Genomic DNA, 14,095 nt, shown 5'->3' with positions numbered 1-14,095 from the left:
TTCGAAATGCATCCCAATCTTGTCGATCAGCTGACCGCCTTCTGCGCCGTCGTCGATCAGGGCAGCCTGACCGGGGCGGCCAAGGAGCTGCGCAAGCCGATTTCCTCGATCAGCTATTCGCTGGCTCAGCTTGAGGCGCAATGCGGCTTTCCGCTGCTGGGGCGGGGCCCGAACCGCTCGGACCTGACCGAGCGCGGGCGCGCCCTGCTGGCCGAGGCCCGCAGTGTGGTCGAGCGGGCGCGCGGCTTTACCTCGCATGCCGTCTCGCTTGAGAAGGGCGAGGAGACGCGGCTGCGCGTGCTGGTCGACGTGCTGTTCCCGCGCGCCGATATCAACCGCGCGCTGGCCGTCTTTTCGGCGGCCCATCCGCGCGCCCGCATCCAGTTCTTCAACTCGTCGCTGGCGACGCTGTGGGATGATCTGCGGGAAGGTGAGTTCGACATTGCGCTGACGCTGGCAGCCGCGATCCCCTCGGACATCGCCGCCCGGCATCTGGGCAGCGAGACGCTGGCCCCGGTCTGCGCCGTCAATCACCGGCTGGCGGGCCTGCCCCAGCCCCTGCCGCTGAGCGCCTTCGATCAGGAGCGGCAGATCTACTACGTCCGCAGCCCCGACATCGATATGGAGCGGGTGGGCCGCATCTTCGCCACCGATGTCTGGACAGTGAACGATGTCGAGACGATCAAGAGCATGGTCGCGGCCGGCCTCGGCTGGTGCTTCTCGGCCACCCGCACCTTCGAGGCCGAGGAGCGGCGCGGCGAGGTCGTCCGGCTGGTCTGCGAGGACATGCAGTTCCACCCCGTCCGCACCGTCGTCGTCGCCTGGCCCGCCCATCGCCGCCCCGGATTGCTGGGGCATGAGCTGGTCGAATGCATGGCGAGCTTGATGGCGGAGTAGGGGTCCCGGGTTGCTTTTGTAGATGTGGCGCATTGATCTCCGCCCGTCCGGACCGTGGGGGGCCGAGAGTCGTCGCGGTTCGCCCGGAAGCTGCGTGACGCCAAATAAATATGTGATAACCAGAGTTATGTAAAATTTGAAGCCCTTCAGTCCGTCAATCTGCGAAGCCGCACTGGCACGTCTCGCGCAGTTTTCCGCCGAACCGACGGTTGTGAATTGTCAGAGCACGCGCGATTACGGCTAATCGCCCCAGCATTGGCTAGATCTATGGCGAAATTATGGCTGCGATCTGGGAAGACATGGTCTCGCTGAACTCGGGAAAAGAGCCGGAGTTCAATATCTTGCCCCCGGCGGCCCAGCATTATGAGGCGGACGAGCGCAAGAAGATGTTCGACCATCTCGACTATCGCGAGGCCTTGGCGCGCGACACCTGGCCCTTGCCCGAGACCCAGAACCGCGAGGGCTATTACGGCCCCCATCACTTCAGCTTCTGGGCCAGCGGTTTCCAAGACGCGAAGAACCTTCTGGATGTGGCCGACAAATACGGCGTTCAGGTGCGCGATTATCTGGACATCGGCTGCGCCTCGGGGCGCGTGCTGCGGCACATGGCGCTGAATGAGCGCGGCATCCGCGCCGTCGGCTGCGACATCAACCGGCTGCATGTCGAATGGTGTAACCTTTATCTTCCGCCGCAGGCGCGGGTGTTCCACAGCAGCACGATCCCCTCGCTGCCGCTGGCGGACAATTCGATGGATCTGGTCTCGGCCTTCTCGGTCTTCACTCATATCGAGGCGTTCGAGACCGCCTGGTTGGCCGAGCTTGAGCGCGTCCTGCGCCCCGGCGGTTTAGCCTGGCTGACCTTCCACAGCGAACACACGCTGACCGACATGAACGAGAACTGGCCCCTGTGGAAGCCGGTGATGAACTATCCCAATATCGGCAATGTGCTAGATGCCGAGCGCAAGTTCAAAGGCAACCGGCTGGTGGTGCGCTGGCAGAACGAACGCTCTTACGCCAGCAACGTCTTCTACAAGACCGATTATCTGAAGAATGTCTGGGGCCGCTTCTTCAAGGTGGTCGAGGTGCGCCGCCGCTTCCCGCAATTCCAGGACGTGATGATCTGCCGCAAGCGCGCCTAGCGCGCGCCAGCCCCTTGCACCCACGCTGCGGGCGTGGCAGCTTCGCCATGTTCTCAGGGCGGGGTGAAATTCCCTACCGGCGGTAAGCGGCGCGTCCGCAAGCCCGCGAGCGCCCCTCGCAGCAGGGGGTCAGCAGATCAGGTGCGATTCCTGGGCCGACGGTCACAGTCCGGATGAAAGAGAATGTGCGTCACCCGCAAGCCGCGGGACACGCATGTGATCGCCTTGGGTGACGTGTCACTTACGACGAAGGAGATCACATGACACACACCCGTTACGCCTTCATCAAGGCCCGCTGGCACGCGGATATCGTCGATCAGGCTCTGGTCGGCTTCCAGCAACTGATCCCGGCCGCGCAGATCGACGTCTTCGACGTGCCGGGCGCGTTCGAGATGCCGCTTCTGGCGCGCGATCTGGCCGCCAGCGGAAAATATGCCGCCATTGCGGCTGCGGCGCTGGTCGTGGATGGCGGGATCTACCGGCATGATTTCGTGGCGCAGGCGGTGGTCAGCGGCCTGATGCAGGCGGGGATGGAGACCGGGGTGCCGGTGCTCTCGGTCTCGCTGACGCCGCATCATTTTCAGGAAACCGCGCATCACACGGCGATCTTCCGCGAGCATTTCGTGCAGAAGGGCCGTGAGGCGGCCGAGGCCGCACTGAACATCACCGCATTGCGGGCGCAGCTGACGGACGGCAAGGCCGCCGCCTGATCCCTCGGGCCGGGCGCGTCCCGGCCCCACCGTCAGGGCGCGCGCATCACCGTCAGCCCGACGCCCGCCAGCACCAGCGCGCCGCCCAGCAGGAACATCGGCCCCATCGGGTCACCGAAGGCCAGCGCCGAGGCGGCGATGCCGACCAGCGGTTGCAGGAATTGCACGCTGGCCGCGATGCGCGCGGGCACGGTGCGCAGGATCCACAGCCACAGAAACAGCCCGGCCACGGTGACCACCAGCCCCAGATAGGCGGCGGCAGCGAAGGCCTCGAATGTCAGGTCAAAGGGCACGCGGCGGGCTTCGGCCACGGCCCAGGGCAGCATGGCGATGAAACCGGCCATCGTGCTCCAGACGACGACGGCGACCGTGCCGTGGCGGGCGGCGATCTCGATGCTCCAGACATAGTAAAGCGAGATCGTCACCGCCGAGAGCAGCACCAGCACCGCCCCTTGCAACGTGGTGCGCGCGGCCCCTTCGCCGCCCTGCCCCATGGCGACGGCGGCGATGCCCGCGAAGGCCAGCGCGATGCCCAGACGCTGCCAGCCGGTGACCCGCTGGCGCAGCCTCCATGCGGCGAAAATCACCACGAAGACCGGGATCATCGCGGAAATCACCGTCCCGGTCGAGGCCGAGGTGCCGACGATGCCCAGTGTCTGGCTGACCTGCCCGATGCCGATGCCAAGGATGCCCAGCAGCGCCACCTGAGGCAGTGCGCTGCGGGGCAGTCGCCCGCGTCCGGGCAGCAGCACCAGAAACAGCGGCACCGCAATGGCATAGCGCAGCGCCGTCAGCAGCATCGGCGGCGTGGTCTCAAGCCCCAGCTTCGTGACCGGAATCGACAAGCCCCAGAGCAGCGCCAGCAGCAACATGGCGGCGATGCTTTGCGGGGAGATCACCTGCGAGGGCGCGGCGACAGGAGGCGGGTTCATGGCGGCACCGGCTGAATGGCTTTGGCCCAAGGCGTGCCGCGAATTTTGGGGATTTGCAACAGGTTACGGCGCAGCCGGGGGGTCTTAGCCCAGATCTTCGAAAAGGCTGGAGAACGCCTTCGCCAGCCGCAGGACCGCCGGGCTGCGACCGTGGCGGGAATTGAGGTAAAGCGCCACCTCGGCATCGGGCAGAGGCGGCAGGCCCCCACCCTCGGGGATTGCGCGCAGTGATTTCGGCACGATCCGGCGCGACAGCGCGGTAATGCCGAAGCCGGTGCTGACGGCGGCGTGCAGGCCCGCAAGGCTGGGGCTTTCATAGACGATCTCATACCCGCGTTCCGGGCCAAGCGCGGCGATCATGCTTTTGCGGTAAAGACAGCCCTCGGGGTAGCAGACGATGCGGGCGGGCCTGCCCTGAAGCGGCGGCGCGTCAAGGCTGCCGACCCAGGTCAGCGGCTCGGGCCAGACCATATGCGCCCCGGCGCTGGCGCCTTTCGGGGTGAGGGCGATGATCATGTCGAACTCATCGCGCTGCAGCCCGCTGATCAGCTGATGCGAGACCTGACAGACCACGTTGAAGGTCAGCTGCGGGGCCTCTTGCCCCAGCTGGGCGATCAGCCGGGGCAGGAAATGATCGGCGTAATCATTGGGGATGCCCAGCTTCAGCGTGCCCGCACTTTTGTGCTGCGCCAGCTCATGCTGCATGTCGTCATTCATCGCCAGAATCTGGCGCGCGTGGCGGGCGACGATCGCGCCCTGCTCGGTCAGGTCCAGACTGCCGTTGCGCAGAAACAGGCTGACGCCCAGCAGTTCTTGCAGGCGTTTCATCTGCAGGCTGATCGCGGGCTGGGTCCGGCCCAGCTTGTCGCCCGCGCGCCGAAAGCCGTTCAGCTCGATGATGGTGACAAAGGTCCGAAGCAGGTCGGTCGGAATGTTGCGCATGGCCCGAGTATCTGCAGTTGCCGGGGAAAGAACAGGGGAAATGCGCCCGGCCGCCCCGATGGGGCGACCCGGTCGATCAGGCCGGCAGGGAGGGGCGCTGATCAGTCCGGCAGCGGCTGTCCCTTGGTTTCGCGCGCCAGCGCCATGGCGATCAGCGCGACCACTGCGATTGCCACCAGATACCAGGCAGGCGCCAGCTTGCTGCCGGTGACGCCGATCAGCCAGGTCGCGACAAAGGGCGCGGTGCCGCCGAAGATGGCGTTCGCGGTGTTGAAGCTGAAGGCAAAGCCCGAATAGCGCACCTTGGTCGGAAAGATCTCGGTCAGGAAGCAGGGCAGCGTGCCGTCATTCACGGTCAAAAGGATGCCGAAGGCGATCTGCACGGCGACGATGGTGGCGAAGCTCGCGCCGTCCAGCAGCCGAAACAGCGGCAGCGTCAGCAGGATGAACAGGACCGAGGCGGTGATCAGCACCCGCTTGCGCCCGAACCGGTCCGACAGCCTGCCCATCGCGAAGATCGAGAAGCAATAGACCACCAGCGACAGGCTGACGGCGATGAAGGATTCCGTCTCGCCCAGACCCATCTCGGTGATCAGATAGGTCGGCATATAGCTGAGGATCAGATAGAAGCCGACCGCGTTCAGGCAGGTCACGCCGATGGCGATGATGATCTGGCGGCGATAGTCGCGAAATATCGTGCCGACTGGCATGGCGTCCAGCGGCTGGCGGGCCTCCATCTCGCGGAATTTCGGTGTGTCCTCAAGCTTCAGGCGGATGTAAAGGCCGACAAGCCCCAGCGGGAAGGCCAGAAGGAACGGGATGCGCCAGCCGTAGGACTGGATCTGCGAGGCATCCAGCAGCGCAAACAGCCCCGCCGACATCAGCGACCCGGCCAGCAGGCCCGCTGCCGTGCTGGCAGGCACGAGGCTGGTATAGAAGCCGCGCTTGCCCGGCGGCGAATATTCCGAGATGAAGGCCGCCGCCCCCGCATATTCGCCCGCCGCCGAAAAGCCCTGCACCATGCGTAAAAGCAAAAGCGCGATCGGGGCCCAGATGCCGATCTGGGCATAGCCCGGCAGCAGCGCGATCAGCGTCGTTGCCCCCGACATGATCAGGATCGAGGCCGACAGCGCCGTGCGCCGCCCGATGCGATCACCGATCCCGCCCCAGATGATGCCGCCGATGGGCCGGATCACGAAAGAGATCGCGAACAGCGCATAGGTGGCCAGCAGGGCGGTCGAAGGCGCGATCTCGGGGAAGAAGACCAGCGCGATGACGGTCGCCAGATAGCCGTAAGAGGCATAGTCGAACCACTCAACGAAATTGCCCATGAAGCTGGCCGTCAACACGCGGCGCATGGTTCTGGACGACACTTCCGCCTCATGGTCGATCGGGCGGGGGGCAGGGTGCAAAGGCACCCCGTCCTGCGAAATGACGGACATGCAGGCTCTCCTGTTGGATGATTTTGTGGCTGGTCCGCGACCGGGCGCGGAAGGTGAAATGGACCGCAAATGCGGTCCATTCAGGGTCTTATTTGACGATGTTATGCTCGGGCCCGAAGGGGAACTTGGTGATGTTCTCGGCACCCTTGTCGCCGATGACCAGAATGTCATGCTCGCGGTAGCCGCCCGCGCCCGGCATGCCTTCGGGGATGGTCAGCATCGGCTCCATCGAGACGACCATGCCCGGCTCAAGAACCGTGTCGATGTCCTCGCGCAGCTCGACGCCCGCCTCGCGGCCATAGTAATGCGACAGCACCCCGAAGCTGTGGCCATAGCCGAAGCTGCGATAGCCCAGCAGGCCGTGGCCGCGATAGATCTCATTGAGTTCCGCCGCCACATCCGAGCATTTCGCGCCCGGCACCAGCAGTTCCAGCCCGCGGCGGTGGACCTCGGTGTTGACCTCCCAGATCTCCAGATGCGCGTCCGAGGCGTGGTCAAGGAACAGCGTCCGCTCCAGCGCGGTGTAATAGCCCGCGATCATCGGGAAGCAGTTGAGCGACAGGATATCGCCCTTCTCCAGTTTGCGAGAGGTGACCGGGTTATGCGCGCCATCGGTGTTGATGCCCGACTGGAACCAGACCCAGGTGTCCATCAGCTCGGCATGGGGGAAGGTCTGGGCGATGTGGCGGATCATGCGCTGCGTGCCCGCCAGCGCGATCTCATGCTCGGGCGTGCCCTCGGCGATGGCGTCGCGGATGGCCTCGCCGCCGATGTCGGCGGTGCGCGCGCCTTCCTTGATCAGCGCGATCTCCTCGGCCGATTTGATCGTGCGCAGCCACATGGTCGGCTGGCCGATGTCGACGAATTCCGCGCCGGGGAAGGCCTCTTTCAGCAGTTTCAGCAGATCAAGGTTCACGTGGTCGAACTCGATCCCGATGCGCTTGGCGCCGGGCAGCAGCAACTGAAGCGCGTGGAAATAGTTGTCCCGGCGCCAGTCGGTATAGGTGATGTTGTCGCCGAAAGTGCGCCGCCAGGGCTGGCCCGCATCGATCCCCGCCGTGACCGAGGTCGCCGCCTTGTCCGAGACGACGAAGGCATAGCGGCGACCGAAGTAGCAATACACGAAATCGGCGAAATAATTGATGTTGTGGTAGGAGGTCAGGATCGAGCCATCCAGCTTCAGATCGGCGTTGATCTTGCGCAGCCCGTCCTGCCGGCGCTGCATCTCGGGGGCGCTGAAGGTCGGCTGGACCTTCTCTCCGTTATGCATCTTCTGCAGGCGCAGCAGTTCATTCGGCATGGCGTCAGTGTGTCGGTTCATCGAAGCCCCATGAGTTCTGGTTGATGCCGCAAGACTATGTGACGCCGCGTCTCCGATCTAATTTGTAGTGTGAATGACACATTAGCGTTGCTTATAGCCCCCTGCCCGTCCGAGGCCCCGTCGCAGGCGCGATAGGATGCCCAATGGTCGTGGGGAAGCGTCACGAATATAGACAAGCGGGGGCAGAGATTTTATTGCGAAGCCTCATAAAGCGACCATTTATCGAGCCTTTGCGACATGCCCCATTCGACGAAGACGACGGTCACCGCTGGCCAGAGCGTTCCTGCGGAACTTGTGCAGGCCTTTGCGACCCATCGTGACCGGCCCGCGATGCACGATCAGGACCACCGGCTGAGCTATGGCGATCTGGCCGCGTTCGTGCAGGCATTTCGCGACCAGATGCTGGAGGACGGTCCGGTCGGGGTCTTTGGCGCGCCCGGCACGCTGATGGGGGCGGCGGCCACGGCGGCGGTCGTCTGCGGGCGTCCCTTCGTGCATCTGGACCCGGCGATGCCGCAGGCGGTGCTGACGAATATCGTCGATGAGCTTCAGGTCGGCACGATCATCACCAGCCAGCCCGCCAAGCCCGGCCAGCTGCCCGCGCATTGCCGCGTCATCACCGCCCAATCCTGCCTCGAGGCTCCGCAGGCCCCGCGCGCGCCGCTGATCGCAGCGGATGTCGCGCCGACCGATATCATCTATCTGGTCGCCACCTCGGGGACGACGGGGCGGCCCAAATGCATCCCCGTGACGCATGACGCGGCGTGGCTCTCGTATCGCTGGCGCGATGCCTACACGCCCTATGATCCGGCGATGAAGGTCGGCATCTATATCTTCGCGATCTGGGAAATGTTCCGCCCGCTGCGCGACGGGTCCGAGCTTTACTTCCCCGGCCTCAACGACCTGATGTCACCGCAGGCGCTGGTCGGGTTCATCGCCCGCTCGGGTCTGGATGAGATGCTGTTCACGCCCTCATTCTTCGAAAAGGCGCTTGGCGCGATCACGCCGCAGATTGGGGCCAGCCTGCCCCTGCGCCGCGTCGTCCTGAACGGAGAGGTCGTCAGCGACGCCCTCGCCGCCGAGGCGACCGCGAAACTGCCCAACACCGCAATCTGGAACCTCTACAGCATCTGCGAGACGCATGACATCTGCATGACCCTTGTGGACGGAAAGCGCGATCCCACGCAGCCCGTCTCGGTCGGCGTGGCGATGCCTCACCTGCGCGCCGTGGTGCTGGATGAGCGTGACCAGCCCTGCCCCGCAGGCCAGCCGGGCCTTCTGCATTTCGAAGGCGATCGCATGCTGGGGCCGGGCTATATCAACCGCCCCGAAGAGACCGCGCAGCGCTTCCGCACCGTGGAACTCGAGGGGCAGCCGCGCCGTCTTTATGACACCGGCGATCAGGGCTATGTGACCGAAAGCGGCCAGATCCACGTCATGGGCCGCGTCGCGCATATGCTGAAACTGCGCGGCCATAGCATCCAGACCCGCGAACTGACCGAAACCCTTGGCGCGCATCTGGGCTTTCTCAAGGCCATCCCCTGGGTCCTGCAGACCGAGGACCGGGGGCAGGTGCTGATCTTCTATTACACCGCCGATCCCGACCAGATCGCTCGGAACCACCAGCTGGGGATTACCGAGATCTGGCAGCGCACGCCGCAGGCTTTGGCGGATGCGCTGGCCGAGGTGCTGCCGCGCTATTGCATCCCGACCTTCCTGACCCGGCTGGAGGAGATCCCGCTGAACCCCGTCTCGGGCAAATGCGACTTCAAGGCGCTGCCGCAACCACCGCAGCAGGATCTGGCACCCCAAGATGACGCGGGCGCCCTGCCCGTCACCCGGCTTGCCGCATCGGTGCTGCGCTATCCGCTCTCTGACGTTGATCCGGCGCTGTCCTTCCACGATCTGGGCGGCGATTCGCTGATGTGCGTCGACCTGCTGGTCCTGCTGGAGGAGGCCTATGGCCGTCAGGTCGATTTCGACTGGGCGCTGAATCTGCCGCTGCAGCGCCTGCATGAGCTGCTGTCCACCCCGTCCGAGGATATGGACACCGCTGCCGATTTCAGCCGCAAAGGCATCCTGCTGACCGGCGCGACCGGCTTTCTGGGTGGGCATGTGCTGGCCGAGGCCGCGCGCGCCCTGCCCCCGGATCAGGTCATCTATTGCCTCGTCCGCCCCCGCAACCGCGACCCGCAGGCGCGGCTTCAGGCGCAGATGCAGGCCTTTGGCGTGGCCGAGGATCGCGTGGTGATGGTCTCGGGCGCGATCGACCTGCCCCGCTTCGGGCTGGAGCCCGCGCGCTATGCGCAACTGGCCGCCAGCGCCGAGGCGGTGATCCATTGCGCCGCGATGGTGAACCTTGCCGTCGATCCGCAGCATATGGTCGCGTGGTCGCAGGCGGGGATCGCGACGATCCTTGATTTCTGCCGCGATGCGGGCGCGCCGCTGGCGTTTTCCAGCTCGACCTCGGTCTTTCCGGACCGGGGCGGCCCCTTCCCCGAAGGACCGGTGGCGCTGTTTGACGGGATTTCGGGCTATGGCGCGGCCAAGATCGCGGCCGAGCAGGCGATTGCCGCATCCGGCCTTTCGGCCAGCATCGTGCGGCTGCCCTCGCTGTGCGATCTGGAGGCCGCGAACCCGAAGGATCTCTATGAGACGATCCTGAAGGCCTGCCGCGCCTCGGGTCGCGTGCCGCAGGGGCTGTGCTTCAAGATGACCGATGTGCGGGCGGCGGCGCGGTTTCTGGTCCGCCAGGCCGGGGAGCAGGGGCTGCATTGGTGCAACCTGATCGGCGATGGCACGGTGACCAGTCCCGAGGGCATGACCGCCCTGCCGATTTCTGAATGGCTGGCGACCGCGCCCCTGACCGCGCCCGAGCGGCGGTTGCTGAGCGACGCGCCCAGCACGCTGCAGGCCGATGCGCACTATGACAATACCAGCGCGAAACGCCTGTGGGCGGGTCTGGGGCTTGGCGATTTTGCGGCGGTGTCAGATGTGGCGGCGGTGATGGCGCGGCGCTTCCAATCTGAATCCTACCAGAGCGATCCAGCGTTGACCTGATAATCGGCCATGGTGATTGCGCGGGCTGCGTCGCTGACAAGGAAGGCGGCAAGGCCTGCGATCTCATCGGGCTGGACCAGCAGGCCCTGCGGGTTCGAGGCCTCGTAGGTCGCCCGCACCTCGGCGCGGGGCAGGCCGGTCCGGGCGATGTCCTGTTCGATGAACTGCTGCAGCATCTCGGTCTCGACCCAGGTGGGGCTGATGCTGTTGCAGGTCACGCCCGCCGCCGCGCCCTCAAGGCTGACGCAGCGCCCCAGCCCCAGCAGCCCCGCCTTCGAGGCGCAATAGGCGGCATTGTTCGCCATCCCCTGATGCGCCGCGACCGAGGCGATGTTGACGATCCGCCCCCATTTCTGCGCCAGCATCTGCGGCATGACGGCGCGGATCATCTTGAAGGTGCCGGTCAGATTGGTGTCGATCGCATCGTCCCAGATCCGGTCGGAATGGCCGCTGACCGGCGCTTCCTCATAAACGCCCGCCGCATTGACCAGAATATCGACGCGGCCATGCGTGGCCATGACGCCCGCGACAAAAGCATCCGCACTGGCGCTGTCGCGCACATCCAGAGGCCCCACGGTGACCGCATCGCCATATTCCGCGCGCAGGCCCTGCTGGAACGCCGGGTCATCGCCGCGCCGCGCGCCAATATGGACGGTCATGCCATCGGCCAGAAACCGGCGCGCCACGGCGTTGCCGATGCCCGACAGACCGCCGGTGACAATCGCAATTTTCGGATCAATGCTCATCGTTTCAACCTGCGTTCGGGCGCGTCGGGCACCTTATCGCGTTGTCGGGCCGCGCCGTCCATGGCGAATATCAGCGCAAGCGAGGATCGGGTGGCACTCTGGAAATCCGCCCGGCTGCGGCCTAGTTGAAGCCTGACCGCCAGTTTTCGGATGCCGATGCCGCCCTTTGACCCCCAGATCTCAGCGTTGGAGCTGGCCCCCGCCCTGATCGGCGCGCGGCTGATCGTGCGCGGCGTGGGCGGCCTCATCACGGAAACCGAGGCCTATGCCGCCGATGACCCCGCCTCGCACAGCTTTCGCGGCCCGACGCCGCGCAATCAGGCGATGTTCGGCCCGGCGGGGCATGCCTATGTCTATCGCTGCTATGGCATCCATCTGTGCCTGAACGTCGTCGCCCGCCCCGGCGAGGCCGTGCTGATCCGCGCGCTGACACCGCTGATCGGGGTCGAGACGATGCAGGAACGGCGCGGCCGCGCCCGGCTCTGTGCGGGCCCCGGCTGCCTTGCGCAGGCGCTGGACGTGCGGATCGAGGATGACGGGCGGCCCTTCGACGGCGGCGACCTGCTGCTGGAACTGCCCAACGAGGCCCAACCACTGCTGGTCGGGCCGCGCATCGGCATCTCTCGTGCGACGGATTTGCGCTGGCGCTTCGGCCTTGCAGGTTCGCGCGATCTCAGCCGCCCGTTCCCGCCGCAGCGCCCCTAGCCGTCAGCCATATGGTTCGGAAGGATCGGCGTGATCGAGAATTCCTGCACTGCCGGTTCCGCATCCAGCGCCCGACCCAAGGCTTCGACATCGAATTCGGCCTGCCCGGCGGCAATGCGCAGGCGGTAAGAGCGGGTGCGGCCCAGACGGTCATGCGACAGCGCGGGCGGGCCTGCGTGCAGGTTCTGCTGGGCCAGAATCCCGATCAGATGGCCCGCGTCGAATTCGCTGTCGGCATTGACCCGCATCTGCAGGTCCAGCTTGGGCTGGGGCGGCGCGATCCGCTGGGCGAAGCGCAAAAGGAACAGCACCACCATGGCAATGACCGTGCTGAAGGTCGCAAGCTCCAGCAGGCCGGTGCCGAAGGTGATGCCTATGGCCGCCGTCAGCCACAGCGAGGCCGCCGTGGTCAGCCCATGGACCGACGCGCCCTCGCGAAAGATCACCCCGGCGCAAAGAAACCCGATCCCGGTCAGGATCGCATGCGGCATCCGCGACATGTCCGACACGATCTGCGTGCCCTCGACCAGCACCGCCGTCCATGACCCCATGTGAAGCGCAACCAGCGTCATCAGCGCCGAGGCATAGCAGACCAGAATATGCGTGCGCAGCCCGGCGGCCTTGCCCTGACGCTCGCGCTCGGCCCCGATCAGCGCCCCGGCGATCAGGCTGCCGAGCAGCGGATAGGTGATCTCGGAATTCGAGAAGGTGCTGATAAGAGTATCGAAATCCATTCATGCGTCCTGAACTGCCTGACGGATGCAACGCGCCGGGCGTGCGGAAGTTTCGCGGGCGCGCTGCGCCTGACGCAACGACAAGCCATGCAGTGAACGCAAACCTGCTTTTCACCGCTTGACTGTCGCGACGTGCCGCCTTGCCAAAGCCGGGATCGGGGGCCACCTCAGTTTCAAGGGCGTCATGCGCCCACAGATTGACCCGATATTCCGTTGAAAGAACAAGATGCTGGACAAACTTGAAAAACGCCGCTCGCAATATGCCCTTGGGACGAACCTGAGCCACACTCCGGCCGAGATCGACGCGCTGGTGCGCAGTGCCGTGCGTCAGGCCCCCTCGTCCTTCAACTCGCAAAGCTCGCGCGCGGTGATCCTGTTTGGCGATGAAAGCCGCACCTTCTGGCGCTTCGTCAAAGAGACGCTGAAGACCATCGTGCCCGAGCAGGATTTCGACAAGACCGCCGCCCGCATCGACAGCTTCGCCGCAGGCACGGGCACGGTGCTGTTCTATGAAGATCAGGGCGTGATCGAAGGTCTGCAGCAGAAATTCCCGCTTTACGCCGAAAACTTCCCGATCTGGTCGGAACAGTCGACCGGGATGGCGCAGCTGGCCGTCTGGACCACGCTGGCCGATGCCGGGATCGGCGCCAGCCTTCAGCATTACAACCCGCTGATCGACGACAAGGCCGCCGCGAACTGGGACCTGCCGCCCTCGTGGAAACTGCGCGCGCAGATGCCCTTCGGCTCGAACGAAAGCGCGCCCTCGGAAAAGCCCTTCATCGCGGATGAGACGCGTTTCCGCAGCTTCGGCTAAGCCATCGGGGCAAGGGCTGGCAGCGCCAGCCCGTCCCTTCACACGCCGTCCAGCCGATGCCAGCGCCGGTCCAGATAGACCAGCGATTCGGTCTCGGGGACGTCCGAGGGGCTGACCTCGCCCTCGATCAGGCGGGCGGCCAGCAGGCTCGCGCCATCCAGCGGCAGGACGCCCACGGTCTCGGCCCGGAACCAGGTCGCGACCTCGGTATAGCGCGGCTCTCCGGTCGGCAGGCGTTCCCAGGCGACGCCCGGCCCGAACCGGTCCGAGCCCCGCGCCGAGACCATCCGCGCCAGTTCCAGATTGCGAAACCGCAGCAGGTGAATGACCAGCGTCTTGGCCCGCAGCAGCACCGGCCCCGCGCTGGACGCCGATGAGATCGAGAACGCCACCGTCGGCGGCTCGGCACTGACCGAAATGAGTGAGCTGACCGTCATCGCCACCGGCCCGTCGCCGGGATCGGCGGTGACAATGGCGACGCCCGCAGGGTGATTGCGGAAAGCCTCGCGGAAGACGGTCGAGATCAGGTCGGATGAGGTCATGGCATTCTGGTTCATGGCGGCGAAAGATCCGCCCGGAACCGCCATGTTGCATGCAGCTTGGGGCGGGTACAAGCCGCCCCGCCCTTCATTGCGCCCGCGCGGACCCGAAGG

13 protein-coding genes and 1 riboswitch are annotated in these 14,095 nt (G+C 65.5%); of the genes, 6 read left to right on the top strand and 7 right to left on the bottom strand.

Annotated features, from left to right (window positions below; genetic code table 11):
• Positions 1–6: 6 nt before the first annotated feature.
• The 3 genes from IQ24_RS08790 to IQ24_RS08780 all read left to right on the top strand — a co-directional run bounded on the left by IQ24_RS08790 (position 7) and on the right by IQ24_RS08780 (position 2,746).
• Positions 7–897, top strand: coding sequence for a LysR family transcriptional regulator (locus IQ24_RS08790; RefSeq protein WP_145397571.1), 891 nt, complete (start codon positions 7–9; stop codon positions 895–897).
• A 278-nt stretch (positions 898–1,175) separates the two neighbouring features.
• Positions 1,176–2,036, top strand: coding sequence for a class I SAM-dependent methyltransferase (locus IQ24_RS08785; protein WP_145397569.1), 861 nt, complete (start codon positions 1,176–1,178; stop codon positions 2,034–2,036).
• 45 nt (positions 2,037–2,081) lie between these two features.
• Positions 2,082–2,225: riboswitch (FMN riboswitch) on the top strand.
• Between the two features lie 71 nt (positions 2,226–2,296).
• Positions 2,297–2,746, top strand: a complete 450-nt coding sequence (locus IQ24_RS08780; protein WP_145397567.1) for a 6,7-dimethyl-8-ribityllumazine synthase — start codon at positions 2,297–2,299, stop codon at positions 2,744–2,746.
• Positions 2,747–2,778: 32 nt separating this feature from the next.
• Here IQ24_RS08780 and IQ24_RS08775 read toward each other — a convergent pair whose 3' ends face one another.
• The 4 genes from IQ24_RS08775 to IQ24_RS08760 all read right to left on the bottom strand — a co-directional run bounded on the left by IQ24_RS08775 (position 2,779) and on the right by IQ24_RS08760 (position 7,362).
• Positions 2,779–3,678: a DMT family transporter gene (locus IQ24_RS08775; protein WP_199756528.1), complete on the bottom strand. Its 900-nt coding sequence runs from the start codon at positions 3,676–3,678 to the stop codon at positions 2,779–2,781.
• An 84-nt stretch (positions 3,679–3,762) separates the two neighbouring features.
• Positions 3,763–4,620 carry a LysR substrate-binding domain-containing protein gene (locus IQ24_RS08770; RefSeq protein ID WP_145397565.1) on the bottom strand — a complete coding sequence of 286 codons (858 nt, stop codon included), beginning with the start codon at positions 4,618–4,620 and terminating at the stop codon, positions 3,763–3,765.
• A gap of 101 nt (positions 4,621–4,721) precedes the next feature.
• Positions 4,722–6,062, bottom strand: coding sequence for an MFS transporter (locus IQ24_RS08765; RefSeq protein ID WP_145397563.1), 1,341 nt, complete (start codon positions 6,060–6,062; stop codon positions 4,722–4,724).
• An 88-nt stretch (positions 6,063–6,150) separates the two neighbouring features.
• Positions 6,151–7,362, bottom strand: coding sequence for a M24 family metallopeptidase (locus IQ24_RS08760; protein WP_145397610.1), 1,212 nt, complete (start codon positions 7,360–7,362; stop codon positions 6,151–6,153).
• A gap of 258 nt (positions 7,363–7,620) precedes the next feature.
• Here IQ24_RS08760 and IQ24_RS08755 point away from each other — a divergent pair, with 258 nt between their 5' ends.
• Complete coding sequence (locus IQ24_RS08755) at positions 7,621–10,443, top strand: non-ribosomal peptide synthetase (protein WP_145397561.1); 2,823 nt, start codon at positions 7,621–7,623, stop codon at positions 10,441–10,443.
• Here IQ24_RS08755 and IQ24_RS08750 read toward each other — a convergent pair.
• Positions 10,416–11,189, bottom strand: a complete 774-nt coding sequence (locus IQ24_RS08750; RefSeq protein WP_145397560.1) for an SDR family NAD(P)-dependent oxidoreductase — start codon at positions 11,187–11,189, stop codon at positions 10,416–10,418. The two genes, IQ24_RS08755 and IQ24_RS08750, sit on opposite strands and share 28 nt — an antisense overlap.
• A gap of 156 nt (positions 11,190–11,345) precedes the next feature.
• Between IQ24_RS08750 and IQ24_RS08745 the strand changes: the two genes are divergently transcribed.
• Positions 11,346–11,894: a DNA-3-methyladenine glycosylase gene (locus IQ24_RS08745; protein WP_145397558.1), complete on the top strand. Its 549-nt coding sequence runs from the start codon at positions 11,346–11,348 to the stop codon at positions 11,892–11,894.
• On the opposite strand, the gene IQ24_RS08740 is transcribed toward IQ24_RS08745, so the two are convergent.
• Positions 11,891–12,628 (bottom strand): MgtC/SapB family protein, encoded by a 738-nt coding sequence (locus IQ24_RS08740; RefSeq protein ID WP_145397556.1) that lies wholly within the window; start codon positions 12,626–12,628, stop codon positions 11,891–11,893. The genes IQ24_RS08745 and IQ24_RS08740 overlap by 4 nt on opposite strands.
• A gap of 226 nt (positions 12,629–12,854) precedes the next feature.
• Here IQ24_RS08740 and IQ24_RS08735 point away from each other — a divergent pair, with 226 nt between their 5' ends.
• Entirely contained in the window at positions 12,855–13,442 is a 588-nt protein-coding gene (locus IQ24_RS08735) for a nitroreductase family protein (protein WP_145397554.1), read from the top strand.
• A gap of 38 nt (positions 13,443–13,480) precedes the next feature.
• Here IQ24_RS08735 and IQ24_RS08730 read toward each other — a convergent pair whose 3' ends face one another.
• Positions 13,481–13,999 (bottom strand): flavin reductase family protein, encoded by a 519-nt coding sequence (locus tag IQ24_RS08730; protein ID WP_145397553.1) that lies wholly within the window; start codon positions 13,997–13,999, stop codon positions 13,481–13,483.
• Positions 14,000–14,095 lie beyond the last annotated feature (96 nt).

It is taken from the genome of Paracoccus sulfuroxidans, from assembly GCF_007830335.1.
In the GTDB taxonomy this organism is placed as follows: Bacteria; Pseudomonadota; Alphaproteobacteria; order Rhodobacterales; family Rhodobacteraceae; genus Paracoccus; species Paracoccus sulfuroxidans.
This window is presented reverse-complemented; position numbering and strand designations above follow the sequence as displayed.